The sequence below is a fragment of the Pigmentiphaga humi genome (assembly GCF_900606115.1).
Taxonomy (GTDB): domain Bacteria; phylum Pseudomonadota; class Gammaproteobacteria; order Burkholderiales; family Burkholderiaceae_B; genus Pigmentiphaga; species Pigmentiphaga humi.
Genome location: NZ_UWPJ01000016.1, coordinates 165,493 through 180,382 on the forward strand (window position 1 = coordinate 165,493; position 14,890 = coordinate 180,382).

The window sequence follows — 14,890 nt, forward strand, 5'->3', positions numbered from 1 at the left end:
GGATACCTGCGGGCTAGCGGAAAGGAGCATGCTCAGCGCCCTCCCAGCGTCATGGCGACGCGTATCAAACGGGACTCGGGAATTTCGGAATGCGCCAATACCTTCAGGCGCGGCACGGAGCGCCGGAACAGGCGCGCCAGCGCCAGCCGCAACCGGTCGGGCACCAGCAGCGCCGCGGGTTTGCCAACGCCGTCCATCTTTTCGACCGCGCCGCCGGCTTCGCGCAGCAGGCGCTCGGCCAGCCCCGGCTCGATGGCGCCGATCTCGCCGGTCTTGGTGCTGATGTTCTGCAGGATGCGCTCGAGTTCCGGGTCCAGGGCCAGCACCTCGACATCGCCGCTGGCGCCGAAAATACTCTGGGTGATGGCCCGGCCCAGCGCCACGCGCACCGCGCCCACCAGTTCCACCGGGTCTTGAGTGTGCACGGCGTGTTCGGACAAGGTCTCGACGATGGTGCCGAAATCGCGGATGTGCACGCCTTCGTCCAGCAGCGATTGCAGCACGCGCTGCAGCACCGCCATCGGCAACAGCTTGGGCACCAGATCTTCCAGCAGCTTGGGCGTGCCGCGCGAGAAGTGGTCGCACAGCGCCTGCAGCTCGGCGCGGCCCAGGAGGTCGGCCGCATGGTTGTGCAGCAGGTGCGACAAGTGGGTGGCGATCACCGTGCCGATGTCCACGACCGTATAGCCGGCGGCCTGCGCCGCCTCGCGCGTGCCGGCCTCGATCCACATCGCCGGCAGCCCGAAAGCCGGGTCGCGGGTGGGCGTGCCGGGCACTTCGCGGGTGACCCGGCCCGGATTGATGGCCAGGAAACCGCCGGTCTGCACTTCCGTCTCGCCGATCGACACGCCCTTGAGCGTAATGCGGTAGCCGCCCGGCTTGAGTTCCAGGTTGTCGCGGATGTGCACCGCCGCCGGCAGGAAGCCGACGTCTTGCGCGAACTTCTTGCGCAGCGCTTTGATGCGCTTGAGCAGGTCGCCGTCGCCGGTCTTGTCCACCAGCGGAATCAGCCGGTAGCCGACCTCCAGGCCGACGGTATCGACCTGGGTCACGTCGTCCCAGCTCGCCTCCTGCGACTCCGCGGGCGCGGCCGGGGCGGCCGGCGCGGCGGCCCGCGCAGCCGCCTGCTGCCGCATCTTCGCCAGATACCAGGACAACGCCGCCATGCCGGCGGACAGCGTGATGAAGGCGACATTGGGCATGCCCGGCACCAGCCCCAGCATGCCGATGATGCCGGCCGACAGCGCGACCGCCTGGGGCGTGCCCAGCAGCTGCTTGCCGACCTCGGTGCCGATGTCCTCGCCCTCGCCCACGCGCGAGACGATCAGGCCCGCCGCGATCGACACCAGCAGCGCCGGCACCTGCGCCACCAGACCGTCGCCGATGGACAGCAGCACGTAGGCGCGCCCGGCCTCGGCAAAGCTCAGGTCGTGCTGGGCGACGCCGATCAGCAGCCCGCCCACGATGTTGACGAACAGGATCAGGATGCCGGCGATGGCGTCGCCGCGCACGAACTTGGACGCGCCGTCCATGGCGCCGTAGAAATCCGCCTCCTGCGAGACCTCGGCGCGGCGCTTGCGCGCGGTCGCCTCGTCCACCAGGCCGGCGTTCAGGTCGGCGTCGATCGCCATCTGCTTGCCCGGCATGGCGTCCAGCGTAAAGCGCGCCGAAACTTCGGCGATGCGGCCCGCGCCCTTGGTGATCACGACGAAGTTGATGATCACCAGCACCAGGAACACCACCACGCCCACGGCGAAGTTGCCGCCCACCAGGAACTGCCCGAACGCCTCGATCACCTTGCCGGCGGCGTCCGGCCCGCTGTGCCCGTGCATCAGCACGACGCGGGTCGAGGCCACGTTGAGCGACAGGCGCAGCAGCGTGGTCACCAGGATGACGCTGGGGAAAACGGCGAAATCCAGCGGCCGCTTGGTATAGATGGACACCATCAGCACCAGCAGCGAGATTGCGATATTGAAGGTGAACAGCAGGTCGAGCACCAGCGGCGGCAATGGCAACAACATCATTGCCAGCACCAGCAGGATGAAGACCGGCATGCCCAGTTCGCGCAGTTGCGACGTACTGAAGGCCACGCCTCCCAGCTTCAGGCTGCGGCCCGGCGTCATGCCCGGCCTCCCTTGCGCAGCGGCGAATCATCCAGCGGATCCCAGCCGGCGGGCACTTCCACCGGCTGCAGCACGGGCACCGGGCCCGCGGCATGGTCGCGCAACTGGTAGACGTAGGCCAGCACCTGGGCCACGGCCCGGTACAGCGCAACGGGGACTTCCTGGTCCACCTCGGCATGGCGGTGCAGGGCGCGCGCCAGCCTGGGGCTTTCGAGCACGGCCACGCGGTGCTCGGCGGCCAGTTCGCGGATGCGCGCCGCCACCGCGTCGGTGCCCTTGGCGACCACGCGCGGCGCTCCCATCCCGCCTTCGTCGTACTTGAGGGCCACGGCGTAGTGGGTAGGGTTGGTCACGACCACGTCGGCCGACGGCACCGCCTGCATCATGCGCGCGCGCGCTCGCTCGCGCTGCAGCTGGCGCACCTTGCCCTTGACGTGCGGGTCGCCCTCGGTTTCCTTGTTTTCCTGCTTGGCCTCTTCCAGCGTCATGCGCAGCTTCTTGTGGTGGTTCCACCACTGCAGCGGCACGTCGGCGGCGGCGATCACGAACAGCGAGCCGGCCAGGATCAGCGCATGGTGCGTCAGCATGCCGCCCAGCTCCGGCAGCGCCCGATGCTGCGACGGCAGCACCAGCGACAGCCAGCCCTGCGCCCCCTGCCAGACCAGCATGGCCGCCACGCCGCCCAGCACCGCCACCTTGAGCAGCGACTTGCCCAATTCGCCCAGGCCCGCGAGCGAAAAGATCCGGCCCAGGCCGGCAAGCGGCGACAGCCGTCCGAAATTCGGCGTCAGCGCCTTGCCGGACAGCACCAGGCCGCCCAGGCCCAGCGAGCCGAGCACGCCGGCCAGCATGCCTGCGGCCAGCACCGGCGCGATGGCCAGCAGCGCATCGCCGATCATGCTGTTGAGCGTGTTGAGAAGTACCGCTTCATCGCGCGTGAGCGCCGCGGTCGCGGCCGCCGAGACGAACGACGACTTCATCCAGCCCATGGCGCGGTCGGCCACAGCCGCCCCGGCCACGGCCAGCGCAGCCACGCAGGCAAACGTCGCCATCGCGCCGGACAGGTCGCGCGAACGTGCGACGCGTCCTTCCTCGCGCGCCTGGTCCAAGCGCCGCTGCGATGGCGCCAGGCTTTTTTCCTGGCCGCTTTCCTGGTTATCTGCCACTGTCTTCCGGGTATCGACGAAACGCCGGGCAAGCGAAGACGAGCGCATGCCGCCCTGCCAGTGCCGACCTTCGCATTATTCGCGAAGGCGGAACATGGCAAAGCCCGGAACAGAACGCGGAAACAGGGGTTACTCGCCCAGCGGGATCAGAACACGCCTTCGAGCAGCTGCTTCATTTCCAGCACCAGCACCAGCGTGCCGTCGCCCGACAGCGTGGCGCCGGCCACGCCCCTGGGATGGATGCCTTCGAGCGGCTTGATCATGACTTCGTCCTGGCCGATGAAGCCATCGACTCCCAGCACCAACTGGCGTTCGCCATGCGCCACCACCACCGCCAGCGAGGGCGGCTCGGCACGCTCGCGGCCCAGCAGCACGGCCAGGTCCACCACCGGGAGGATCTCCCCACGTATGGTCAGCGCCTGGCTGTTGCCCACGCGATGCATCTCCTCCTGGCGCAGCGGAATGATCTCGCGCACCACCGACAGCGGGATGGCGTAGGGCTGGTCGACCAGCTTGAGCATCAGCACCGGCAGGATGGCCAGCGTCAGCGGCAGCGAGATCACGATGTGCGAACCCATGCCCGGCGCGGACTGGATGTCGATCTGGCCCTTGAGCTTCTCGATGTTGGTCCTGACCACGTCCATGCCCACGCCGCGCCCGGACAGGTCGCTGACCTCGCTGCGCGTGGAGAACCCCGGCAGGAAGATCAGCTGCAGGCAATGGGCATGGTCGAGCACGGCGGCGTCTTCCGAACTGATGACGCCCTTCTCGACCGCCTTGCGGCGAATGACCTCGGGATCCATGCCGCGGCCGTCGTCGGACACTTCGACCACGATGGAATCGCCGGTCTGGCGCGCCGACAGGTGGACCGTGCCGCGCGGCGGCTTGCCGACCGAGCGCCGCTCGACCATGGTCTCGATACCGTGGTCGACCGCATTGCGCACCAGGTGCACCAGCGGATCGTTCAGTTCGTCGAGGATGGTCTTGTCCACCTCGGTCTCGCCGCCGGTGATGATGAGCTCGACGTCCTTGCCGAGCTGGCGCGCGAGATCCCGCGCCAGCCGGGAGTATTTCTGGAATACGCGGCCCACGGGCTGCATGCGCGCCATCATGACCGCCGACTGCAGATCGGACACCAGGGTGTCGAGCTGGCTGAACACGGCGGAAAGCGTCTCGGCCGCCGGATCGTCGCGGCGGCCGCCCAGCAGGGCCTCGCGCAGGCAGCTCAGGCGGTTCTTGGTCAGGCCGATTTCGCCGGACAGGTTCAGGATCTGGTCGAAGCGCGAGGTATCGACGCGTATGGTCGAATCCTTGGCCATGGCGGACGGCGCGGCGCCCGCCGCGGGAGCCAGCATCTCGGGCCGGTAGGGACGCGAGCTTTCTTGCGCGGGCGCCGGAGCGGCGGCACGCGCGGCCGTCGGCGCGGCCAGGCCCGGAGGCTCGCCGAAAGCCGCGCGGTAGTAGCCCAGCCAGTCCGGCTCATCCGGCTCCGAAACCGTTGCCGCCGGCTCGGCGGGCGCCGGGGCGGCGCCCGCCAGGCTCGCGTCGAGGGTTTCGCCCCGGGCGGCCGCCTCCAGCCCCCGCAGCAGTGCCGACGGCGCCGGCTCCGGCATCGCGCCACGCTCCATTTCGGAGAACATGCGCCGCACCTCGCCCGTGGCCGCCAGGATCACGTCCATGATCTCGGGCGTCACCCGCAGCGATCCGCCGCGCAGCAGGTCCAGCAGGTTCTCGCCACGGTGGCACAGTTCCACCAGGGCACTCGCCTCCAGGAAGCCGGCCCCGCCCTTCACGGTGTGGAAACCGCGGAAGATCTGGTTGAGCAGGCCGGCGTCGTCCGGGCGCTGCTCGAGCTCGACCAGGCCGATATCCACGTCATCGAGCAGATCGGAGGCTTCGGTCAAGAAGTCGATCAGGAGGTCCTGCATGTCGGTAAAGGCTGACACTCGCGTACTCGCTCAAAAACCCAGGCTTTCGAGCAGGTCGTCGACCTGAGCCTGGCTGGTCACCACGTCGTCGCGGCTGCCGGCGTCGATGACCGGACCGTTCATCCATTCGCTATGCGCCGCATTGCGCTTGTCCGCCGGCGTGCTTTCGATCAGCAGCTTGACCAGCTCGTCCTCGAAGTTCTGGGCCAGCAGCACCACCTTCTGGATTACCTGGCCGGTGAGGTCGTGGAAGTCCTGCGCCATCATGATGTCGGTCAGCAGCGCGTGGGCCGCGCGCGCGTCGTTCTGGCTGCTCTGCAGGTAGGCGTGGGTGTCCGCCGCGACCTGCTTGAAGTCCTCCACGCCCAGCTTGCGCGCATAGAGCGCCTGCCACTGTTCGGACAGGCGCGCGCCCTCGCGTTCGACGCCCTCGAGGATCTCCTGGCCCTTCTCCACGTTGGACAGCGCGCGGTCGGCCGCCTGGCCGGTCAGGCGCGCGATGTAGTCCAGCCGCTGCCGGGTGTCGGGCAGCGAATGCACCGCCTGCTCCACCTTCTGGTGGTAGCCCAGCTCGCGCAGCGCATCGTGAAGCTGGCGCGTGAGCATGCCGACGCGCTGGTAGAACTCGGGCGAGTGCTCCATGTCGCGGGCAGGCTCGGCCGCGGAGGCAGGCGCGTCGCCGGCCGAGCCGGGTTCGGCATCCAGGCGCGCCAGCGTCTCGGACGAGATCTGGTCGAACAGGGCTTCGAGGTCTTCGGTATCGCCGCTATGGGACATCACGCACTCCCGATCATTTTCTGCACGATCTTGGTCAGTTTCTCTTCCAGCGTCGCCTTGGTGAAGGGCTTGACGATATAGCCGTTGGCGCCGATCTGCGCCGCCAGCACGATGTCTTCCTTCTTGGCTTCGGCGGTCACCAGCAGCACCGGCAGCTTCTTGAGCTGCTCGTCGGCGCGGATCTCGCGCAGCAGCTCGAAGCCGTTCATGTTCGGCATGTTGATGTCGCTGACCACGAAATTGAACAGGCCGCTGCGCAGTTTGCTCAGCGCGGCCTGGCCGTCTTCGGCCTCGTCGGCGTTGTTGTAGCCGAGCTCTTTCAGCAGATTGCGGACGATGCGCCGCATCGTCGAAAAATCGTCGACGATAAGGAATTTCAAATCGTCAGGCTTCATTTGCTCCCTTTCTGGCCTTGATATGGGTGAGTTGGGTGGCGATCATGCTAGCCAGTTCGGAGGGGTGGAACTTCGCGACGTAGGCATCGACGCCGACCTGCTGCCCGAGCTTCTTGTTGGCAACGGACGACAGCGACGAATGCATGACGACCGGGATCCTGGCGAAGCGCGGGTCGGCCTTGATGTGGCGGGTCAGCACGTAGCCGTCCATTTCCGGCATCTCGGCATCGACCAGGATCAGGCCCAGCGTCATGTCCAGCGGCAGCTTCTCGGCGTCGGCGCGCGCGGCGATACCCTTGAGCTTCTCCCAGGCGTCGGCGCCGTTGGTGGCATGCTGATGCGGCAGCCCCATGCGGTCGAGCACCTCGGTGATCTTCTTCCTCGCCAGCGTGGAGTCGTCGGCGAAGAATACGTTGGCCTTGATGTCCGCGTCGATCTGCTGGATCTCGGCCGGGATCTTGTCTTCCCCGATGACCGAGGCCAGGATCTGCTCGACGTCGAGGATGGACACCAGCTTGCCGTCGGCCAGTTCGGTCAGCGCGGTCATGAACGAGGTGTTGCTGGACGGCATGGACTGGGGCGACTTCACCTTGTCCCAGTCGATGCGCACGATGCGATCGACGTCGGCCACCAGGAAGGCCTGCGTATGGCTGGAGAACTCGGTGATCAGCAGCTTGGTGCGCGGGGCATCGATCTGCATGTTGATGGTGGTCGCCAGGTCGATCACGGGCAGGATTGCGCCGCGCAGCGAGATGATGCCTTCCACGCCGCGCGGCACGTTGGGCGTCCGGGTGATCGGAATGGTTTCGCAGACCTCGCGCACCTTGAAGACGTTGATCCCGAAAACCTCGCTCCCGCCCAGCGAGAACAGCAGCAGCTCCATCTTGTTGGAACCGGCCAGCCGCGCCTTCTCGTCCACCATTTCCATCAACCGATTGTCGCCGGCACCCATAGCTTCCTCCATACCGGCCGGCATGACCCGGCCCAGTGATTACTGCGTTTCGAGAGCGGATAGCCGCAGCGGTTTGGCGCCCGCGGGTAGATCCGGAATGGCAGGTACATCGACAGAAACCCCGCCTTTCTTGAGAAATTCTTCGCTGCGCTTGTTCAGCACCACGATGCTGATGCGCCGGTTCTCGGCGGCGCGCTGGTCGCCGCGGTTGAGCGGCACCGAGTCGGACAGCCCCACCACGCGCAGCGCCTTGTCCTGCTGCATGCCCGCGCCCACCATCTCGCGGCGCGCCGCGTTGGCGCGGTCGGCCGAGAGTTCCCAGTTGCTGTAGCTCGCCCCGCCGCCCGCATAGGGCGTGGCGTCGGTATGCCCTGAAATCGAGATCTTGTTCTCCACGCCGTTGAGCGCGCGCGCCAGTTCGTGCAGGATCACCCGGCTGTAGTCCTTGAGCACGGTCTTGCCCGAATCGAACATGGGACGGTTCTTTTCGTCGATGATCTGGATGCGCAGGCCTTCATCGGTGAAGTCGAGCAGGATCTGATCCTTGAACTGCTGCAGCACCGGCTGGGTGAAGATCAGGCTTTCCAGATCCAGCTTGAGTTCTTCGAGCTTGCGGCGGTCGCGCGCTTCCTGCGCCTCGTCGCTGGCGCGGCGCTGCGGCGTGGTACGCACGCTCATGTGTTCGCCGCCCGTCATCACGCTGACGGGGTCGCCCGCCACGTCGCCCTTGGTCAGCACCATGCGCAGCGGCGTGCGGAAGTATTCGGAAATCCCTTCCAGCTCCGCCTTGGCCGCGGTGGACAGCAGCCACATCAACAGAAAGAAGGCCATCATCGCTGTCACAAAATCGGCATAGGCGATTTTCCACATGCCGCCCCCATGGCCGCCCGTGTGCCCCCGCTTGCGCGGGCGCCGGATGATGATGGGGGTGACGCCGTCCTTGGCTGCCATGGCCGCTGTTCCCTTGCTCGGCCGTCAGGCGGCGGACTTGCCGCGCACGGTGTCTTCGAGCTCGCTGAAGCTGGGCCGGTCGGTCGAGAACAGCACCTTGCGTCCGAACTCGACCGCCAGCGCCGGCGCGTAGCCGTTCAGGCTGGCCAGCAGCGCCACCTTGATGCATTCGAGCTGCTTGCTGCTTTCGCTGACTTTCTGCTCGAGCACGGACGCCAGCGGGCCCACCACGCCATAGGCCAGCAGAATGCCCACGAAAGTGCCCACCAGCGCGGCGCCGATCTTGGCGCCCAGCACGGCGGGCGGCTCGCCTACCGAGCCCATCACGTTCACCACGCCCATCACCGCCGCCACGATGCCGAACGCCGGCAGACCGTCGGCGATGCGCTGGATGGCCGTGGCCGGCACGCTGGCCTCATGGTGGTGGGTCTCGATCTCCTGGTCCATCAGGGCTTCCAGCTCCAGCGGGTTCAGGTTGCCGCTGACCATCAGGCGCAGGTAGTCGGTAATGAATTCGATCAGGTGCTCGTCGGCCAGCAGGCCGGGAAACTTCTGGAACAGCGGGCTGTTGTGGGGTTCCTCCACGTCGGCCTCGATGGACATCAGGCCTTCGCGGCGCACGCGGGTCAGGATCTCGTACATCAGGGCCAGCAGGTCGAGGTAGCGCTGCTTGGTGAAATGCGAGCCCTTCAGCGTGGTCGGCAGCGCCTTCAGCGTGGCGCGCACCACCTTGCCCGAATTGCCGCACACGAACGCGCCGATAGCCGCACCGCCGATGATGACCAGCTCGAAAGGCTGGAACAGCGCGCCCAGCGAGCCGCCGTGCATGGCATAGCCGCCGAGCACCGAGGCCGCAACGATGATGTAGCCGATGATGACGAGCATGCGCTCGCGCTCCTGAAAAATGACCCCCACGCTCACCCGCGGCGCGGGATCGCTGCCCCCTCAGGGGAGGCGTTTTTCACCCTGGGGCGGCCCGGCGATGAAAAACCACCCGGCCTCGCGCGGGCATGAGCATGTTTTCGGCAGCGTCGAGGAAATCTTGAGGGCGCTCGAGGACAGCGGCGAAGCGGCCGCCCGCGCCGTCAGGGATGGGCGGCCGCGTGCTCGGGGGCGCTGGCACGCCGCGTCTTGCCGGCGCGCGACGGCATGTTGCACAAGCCGCACACATATTGATGGGCCAGCTCGAAGCTGTGGGTGACGAAATCCCCGCCGCACGAGGTGCAGGTCGTCATGCCCAGCATGCCCGCATCGAAGAAGCGGGTCAGCCGCCATGCCCGGGTAATCGACAGCACTTCGGACATGCCCAGCTGCAGAATCTGTTCACGGTACAGCCGATAGGCGCGGATCAGCGCCTCGGCGGCGGTGGCGTCCTCGATACCGCACTGGTGGCGGTGGATGTTCATGAACAGCGAGGCGTGGATGTTCGGCTGCCAGGTGATGAACCAATCGGTGGAAAACGGCAGCATGCCCTTGGGGGGCGATTTCCCCTGGATCTCGCGGTAGAGGCGCAGCAAACGCTCGCGCGACAACTCGACCTCGGCCTCCAGCACCTGCAGCCGGGCATCGAGGCGGATCAGCTCGGAAGCAATTTCTATCTGGCGCGCTTCGGACAGCACGCTTTTGGCGCGAACCATGGGAACCCTGTGCAAACCTGTTACGATTGCGGCCCTCAGGCCTTGGAGCCTGCCGTGCGGCTGGCCATCAGGATGGCGGCATGCATGCGCGGCGTGGCGTCGTCCCGCTTGGGGGACGAGAGCAGGTTCCAGATCAGGGAATCGTCGAAACGGAAACGGGCGAGCAGCATGCTGGAACCCGCGATCTTGAGCAGTTGCGCGGTAGTCAGCGAGGCCAGGATGTCGGCCACTTCGCTGGACAGACCGAGACGGTAGAGCGCTTCGCTGCGGTCCACGCGCAGCATTTGCTGGGCCAGCAGCAGGTAGGTCAGGTTGGCGTCGCGGATCTCGGCTCCCAGACGGGACATGCTCGAGGACACGCCTTGGAGTGCAGGCGGAACGTCCGCCTCTGCCAGCGCGCTAACTTGACTCATTGTGATTCCTTTCAGCCACATGCCTGGTTGGCATGATCGTGCGCCGACGTAAAAAACCGGCAACATCCTATTCAATATGTAAATTATGCGACATCGGTTACCAAAAAAATAGGGGAAGCACGCTGGTTTTTTCGTCTACCTCGGTACACTCTTTTTGTAGGAATTCCCCCTACAAAACATTGTATCGAAAGTTTCATTCCTTCACATAATAAATGTCGAGCGCGATTCCCCCCGTGAAACGCGATACCGCACCGTCTTCCTCCCGCCGCCCCCTACAAGCCGCATTCGAATCCCTCCCCGCTCCGACTTGGGTGGCCGACCTCGATGGCCGCTACCTGCATGTCTCGCAGGCCTATGCCGGACTGCTGGGACGCCAGGCCACGGACTGCCCGGGCCTCACCCTGGAAGAGGTCCTGCCCCTCGCGCTGGGGCGGCTCACCATGCAGCGCCACCGCCAGTTGCTCGAAAGCCGCGGCCGCAAGCGCTTCGAACAGATCTGGACCGTGAAAGGCGAACCCCGCTGGTTCGAGGTCCACATGAGCTGTCTGTGCGACGACGCCGGCGCGCCCATGGCGGTGTGCGGCCACATCCAGGACATGACGCAGCACGTGGAGCGGCAGGAAACCGCGCGCCGCACCCAGAACGAGCTTGAACTGCGCGTCGCGCAGCGCACGCGCCAGCTCAGCGCCACCAACGAGGAACTCGAGGCGTTTTCGTACTCGGTCTCGCACGACCTGCGCGCGCCCGTGCGGCAGATCGGCGGCTTTGCCGAACTGCTGCAGCGTCAACTCGGCGGCCAGCTGGCGTCCGGCCATGCCGAATACCTTCGGCACATCCTCGACAGCACGCACCGCATGGACAGGCTGATCGGCGACCTGCTGCAGCTCGCCCGCATCAACCGGGGCGATTTGCGCAAAGTCCCCGTGGATCTGGCCGCGCTCGCCCGCGAGGTGCTGGCGGGTCTGGCCGGCCATGAGCCGCAGCGCCGAGTTGAAACGGCACTGCCCGGCTCGGCCATCGCCGACTGTGATGCCGGCCTGATGCGCATCGCGCTGGACAACCTGCTGGGCAATGCCTGGAAGTTCACCGGCCGGCAAGAGCGGGCGCACATCGAATTCGGCAGCCTCGCGCGCGACACCGCCACCATCTACTTCGTGCGCGACAACGGCGCCGGCTTCGCGCTCGAAACGGCCGGGCGGCTGTTCGGCGCCTTCCAGCGCTTCCACCGCGAAAGCGATTTTCCCGGCACCGGCGTCGGCCTGGCCACCGTGCGCCGCATCATCAGCCGCCACGGCGGCCGGATCTGGGCGGAAAGCGCGCCGGGACGCGGCGCTACTTTCTACTTCACGCTGGAAGCGTCCAACTGAGGGCCGGCAACGCGCCAACCGGAGAATAGCGGCGGTTCTTCCGCCCTATCCCTCGGATCGAAACGCGAAAACTTTAGCGGTATTTTTTTCGCAAGCGCCCTCCCGCCTGCCTAAAGTTTCGAATCCCACCCCCGTTAATTGCCTCAACGCGGCCGCGACTGCACCAGCCCACGGGCCAGTCAGGCGCCCAGCGCGCACCTCGGTGCGACGGCCCTCGAGCAATTGCGGAAGGAGTCCCGGCCGCAGATGCATATGGCGGGCCCCGAGCCCGGAACCAACGATAGATATGACTCGCCCTCACGGAGATCAGTCATGGCACAAGTCATCAATACCAACATCGCTTCGCTGAACGCGCAGCGCAACCTGAACGGCTCGCAGAGCACCATCAACACGGCCCTGCAGCGCCTGTCGACCGGCCTGCGCATCAACAGCGCGAAGGACGACGCCGCCGGCCTGGCCATCTCCGAGCGCATGAGCACGCAGATCAACGGCCTGAACCAGGCCGTGCGCAACGCCAACGACGGCATCTCGCTGGCGCAGACCGCCGAAGGCGCGCTGAGCCAGATCGGCACCAACCTGCAGCGCATCCGCGAACTGGCCGTGCAGTCGCGCAACGCCACCAACTCCAGCGACGACCGCGCCGCCCTGCAAAAGGAAGTCGCCCAGCTGACCGCCGAAATCGGCCGCGTCGCCAAGGACACCGGCTTCAACGGCACCAAGCTGCTCGACGGCTCGTTCACCCAGCAGGCTTTCCAGGTCGGCGCCGACCAGGGCCAGACGATCACGATCGACAAGATCGCGAATGCCAATGTGGATTCGCTGGGCACGTGGAAGGGACTGGCGACGAGCGCTTCGGTGGCGGGGGCTACGCCTAGCGGTGGCACGACGACTGCCCCGACAAATGGCTCGGGTACTCTCACTGACGACGCGTTGACCTCGAATGCCAGCTATGTAGAGAGCACCACAACGGCTGGCGACTACACCGCCACCTTTGCGGCTAGCAAAATCACCATCAACGGGGTCGAACTCTCCATCGGTGCAGTCAGCGGCTCTGAAGAAACAGGCACTGATGACGCGCTCGCCTCGGCCAAGGAAGCCTACATTACCGCTGTTGGCACTGCCATCAACAATGCCGGCTTCAGTGGCCTCACTGTGACTGACGATGGGGCGGGCGGACTCACGTTCGCGAACTCCAGCAAGACCGAGTTCAAGATTTCCGGCGAAAACATCGTCGGCACGCATACTGTCGGCGCCCACCAGCCTGCCAAGACCACCTACGATGCCACAGGTCACGGCGACATCCTGATCAACGGTGTAGCTATCGATTCCGTAGGTAAGACTACCAATACCGCCACCCGCCTGAACGACCTCGCCGCCGCCATCAACGACCGTACCGCCGAACACAACGTCACCGCCACGGTCGACAATGGGCGTCTGGTCCTGAGCTCCAAGACTGGCGATTTCACAATTGCCGCTGGCACCGGTAGCACTGCAGCAAACACCTTGCTATCCGCAGGCTTGACCGACGGCTTTGATAGCTCCGCCTCTGACGATACAAAATATGTCGCAGGCGAAACCAAGACCGGCTTTGCCGACCTCGACATCTCCACCGTCGACGGCGCCGACAACGCCATCCTGGCCATGGACGCCGCGCTCAAGTCGGTCAACGAAGCCCGCGCCAACCTGGGCGCCGTGCAGAACCGCTTCGGCTCCGTCGTCTCCAACCTGGAAACCACCTCGGAGAACCTGTCCGCCTCGCGCAGCCGCATCCGCGACGCCGACTTCGCTTCCGAAACCGCCTCGCTGACCCGCGCGCAGATCCTGCAGCAGGCCGGCACCGCGATGCTGGCGCAAGCCAACTCGCTGCCCAACAACGTGCTGTCGCTGCTGCGCGGCTAAGCACGCCATCGCCCCGCGCGCCGCCAAGCGGCGCGAGCAGGCACTTGCAAGAAAAAACGGCATCCGGCACAAACGGGTGCCGTTTTTTTCGCTGGACGCCGCTTGCCGCGCCAGGCTTCCGAGGAACTGCAAGCCTTGGTGGAATGATGAATCGCAATGCCTGCCCTCAACCGGCAATATCCGCTTCCAGCACCATCCGCACATAGCGCGCATAGGGAATCCCTTTTGCGGCAGCCTTGGCCTTGACTGCTTCCAATAACGCAACGGGAATATGGATGTTCAACACAGCCTCTTTTTCAACAACCTCGAAACGCATCGGCTTGAAGTCGGACAAGTCGTAGTCGGATAAATCGGCCCCCGCGACGAACGCTTCGGCAGCCTCATCGCTGCTCAAAGAAGGCATGGGTTTGGATTTGGCGCTCATAGAGATCGGTCTCCTTCCGATGCATATGCGGTATTGACCGGCCGCAATCTGCGGCAGCCAGGCTCGCCGGCTTCACGCCCTCACGGCTTCCCTGATCAGGCCCGCAATCCATTGGTTCAGGCTTCGCCCGGCAGCGGCGGCAGCCACGACTGCGGCCTCATGCACCTCCACCGGCACGCGCAGGTTGAATTTGCCGGAAAACGCCTTGCGCGGCTCTATGCCGCGGCGTGCGCATTCTTCCAGAAAAACGCGCAGGGACGCCTCGCCTTCCCTGCGCAATCCGTGGACATCTGCGGCATAGAAATCCGCACCGCCATTCAAGCCGGCAAACTCGCCGCGGAACATCCCGATATCCGGGTCGTAGTGAATGATGGCCTGGAAGCCATCGATGATCATGACGTTCTTCATGGCACGATTCCCAACTCTTCGAGCCAGCTCCGCACGCTGGCAACAGCAGCCTTGTCCATATCCGGGGAAGGATGAGGTCGGTGAAACACCCGTACCTGGCCGCCCATTGCGACAGCTACCCGCGAACCTTCTCTTTCCGCAACGTGCGCACCCAACTCGACGAACAACGCACGAACGGCGTCCCACTTCACCCCGCTTGGCACGGGACGCGAATAGACCAGTTCCAGCGTTTTCCTATGCCTGGCTCTCATTGAAGTACCGAAATATAGTACCAAATTCACACATACATGCACCACCTCCTTTCAGGTGGCTCTGGCCATGCTAGCCTTGCTCGCCCGACCCGGCTTGGCGCCGAGCCCCTATTTGTCCATCCGCGCAACCCACCATTGCCCTTGCGCGCCTCTCCGCTTAAGTTTTTCTCCTTCCACCCGATAAACTCCCTATCCGCGT

At 65.6% G+C, this 14,890-nt stretch carries 15 protein-coding genes; 2 read left to right on the top strand and 13 right to left on the bottom strand.

What is annotated here, in order from left to right; translation table 11 throughout:
* Positions 1–32 precede the first annotated feature (32 nt).
* From flhA to flhD, 10 genes are all read right to left on the bottom strand, one after another.
* A complete protein-coding gene (gene flhA / locus PIGHUM_RS09940) occupies positions 33–2,123 on the bottom strand; it encodes a flagellar biosynthesis protein FlhA (protein ID WP_124079421.1) in 2,091 nt (696 codons plus the stop codon).
* Positions 2,120–3,289, bottom strand: coding sequence for a flagellar biosynthesis protein FlhB (flhB, locus tag PIGHUM_RS09945; protein WP_246013077.1), 1,170 nt, complete (start codon positions 3,287–3,289; stop codon positions 2,120–2,122). The genes flhA and flhB overlap by 4 nt, the downstream gene beginning before the upstream one ends.
* A 146-nt stretch (positions 3,290–3,435) precedes the next feature.
* Positions 3,436–5,235: a chemotaxis protein CheA gene (locus PIGHUM_RS09950; RefSeq protein ID WP_124079423.1), complete on the bottom strand. Its 1,800-nt coding sequence runs from the start codon at positions 5,233–5,235 to the stop codon at positions 3,436–3,438.
* Positions 5,236–5,247: 12 nt separating this feature from the next.
* Positions 5,248–5,994: a protein phosphatase CheZ gene (locus PIGHUM_RS09955; RefSeq protein ID WP_124079424.1), complete on the bottom strand. Its 747-nt coding sequence runs from the start codon at positions 5,992–5,994 to the stop codon at positions 5,248–5,250.
* Entirely contained in the window at positions 5,994–6,389 is a 396-nt protein-coding gene (cheY, locus tag PIGHUM_RS09960; RefSeq protein WP_124079425.1) for a chemotaxis response regulator CheY, read from the bottom strand. The genes PIGHUM_RS09955 and cheY overlap by 1 nt, the downstream gene beginning before the upstream one ends.
* Positions 6,379–7,341 carry a chemotaxis protein gene (locus PIGHUM_RS09965; protein WP_124079426.1) on the bottom strand — a complete coding sequence of 321 codons (963 nt, stop codon included), beginning with the start codon at positions 7,339–7,341 and terminating at the stop codon, positions 6,379–6,381. Before PIGHUM_RS09965 ends, cheY begins: the two co-directional genes overlap by 11 nt.
* A 39-nt stretch (positions 7,342–7,380) precedes the next feature.
* Positions 7,381–8,292: a flagellar motor protein MotB gene (gene motB, locus PIGHUM_RS09970; protein ID WP_124079427.1), complete on the bottom strand. Its 912-nt coding sequence runs from the start codon at positions 8,290–8,292 to the stop codon at positions 7,381–7,383.
* Positions 8,293–8,316: 24 nt separating this feature from the next.
* Positions 8,317–9,177, bottom strand: coding sequence for a flagellar motor stator protein MotA (gene motA / locus PIGHUM_RS09975; protein ID WP_124079428.1), 861 nt, complete (start codon positions 9,175–9,177; stop codon positions 8,317–8,319).
* Between the two features lie 200 nt (positions 9,178–9,377).
* A complete protein-coding gene (gene flhC / locus PIGHUM_RS09980) occupies positions 9,378–9,929 on the bottom strand; it encodes a flagellar transcriptional regulator FlhC (protein ID WP_124079429.1) in 552 nt (183 codons plus the stop codon).
* Positions 9,930–9,964: 35 nt separating this feature from the next.
* Entirely contained in the window at positions 9,965–10,342 is a 378-nt protein-coding gene (flhD, locus tag PIGHUM_RS09985) for a flagellar transcriptional regulator FlhD (protein WP_342773185.1), read from the bottom strand.
* A gap of 212 nt (positions 10,343–10,554) precedes the next feature.
* Here flhD and PIGHUM_RS09990 point away from each other — a divergent pair, with 212 nt between their 5' ends.
* On the top strand, positions 10,555–11,709 hold the full coding sequence (locus tag PIGHUM_RS09990; protein WP_124079430.1) for an ATP-binding protein: 1,155 nt from the start codon (positions 10,555–10,557) through the stop codon (positions 11,707–11,709).
* Positions 11,710–12,021: 312 nt separating this feature from the next.
* Positions 12,022–13,608, top strand: a complete 1,587-nt coding sequence (locus tag PIGHUM_RS09995; protein ID WP_124079431.1) for a flagellin — start codon at positions 12,022–12,024, stop codon at positions 13,606–13,608.
* A 166-nt stretch (positions 13,609–13,774) separates the two neighbouring features.
* On the opposite strand, the gene PIGHUM_RS10000 is transcribed toward PIGHUM_RS09995, so the two are convergent.
* The 3 genes from PIGHUM_RS10000 to PIGHUM_RS10010 form a co-directional block, all read right to left on the bottom strand.
* Entirely contained in the window at positions 13,775–14,032 is a 258-nt protein-coding gene (locus tag PIGHUM_RS10000; protein WP_124079432.1) for a CopG family antitoxin, read from the bottom strand.
* Positions 14,033–14,104: 72 nt separating this feature from the next.
* A complete protein-coding gene (locus PIGHUM_RS10005) occupies positions 14,105–14,440 on the bottom strand; it encodes a type II toxin-antitoxin system HicB family antitoxin (protein WP_124079433.1) in 336 nt (111 codons plus the stop codon).
* Positions 14,437–14,691, bottom strand: coding sequence for a type II toxin-antitoxin system HicA family toxin (locus PIGHUM_RS10010; RefSeq protein WP_124079485.1), 255 nt, complete (start codon positions 14,689–14,691; stop codon positions 14,437–14,439). Before PIGHUM_RS10010 ends, PIGHUM_RS10005 begins: the two co-directional genes overlap by 4 nt.
* Between the last annotated feature and the right edge of the window lie 199 nt (positions 14,692–14,890).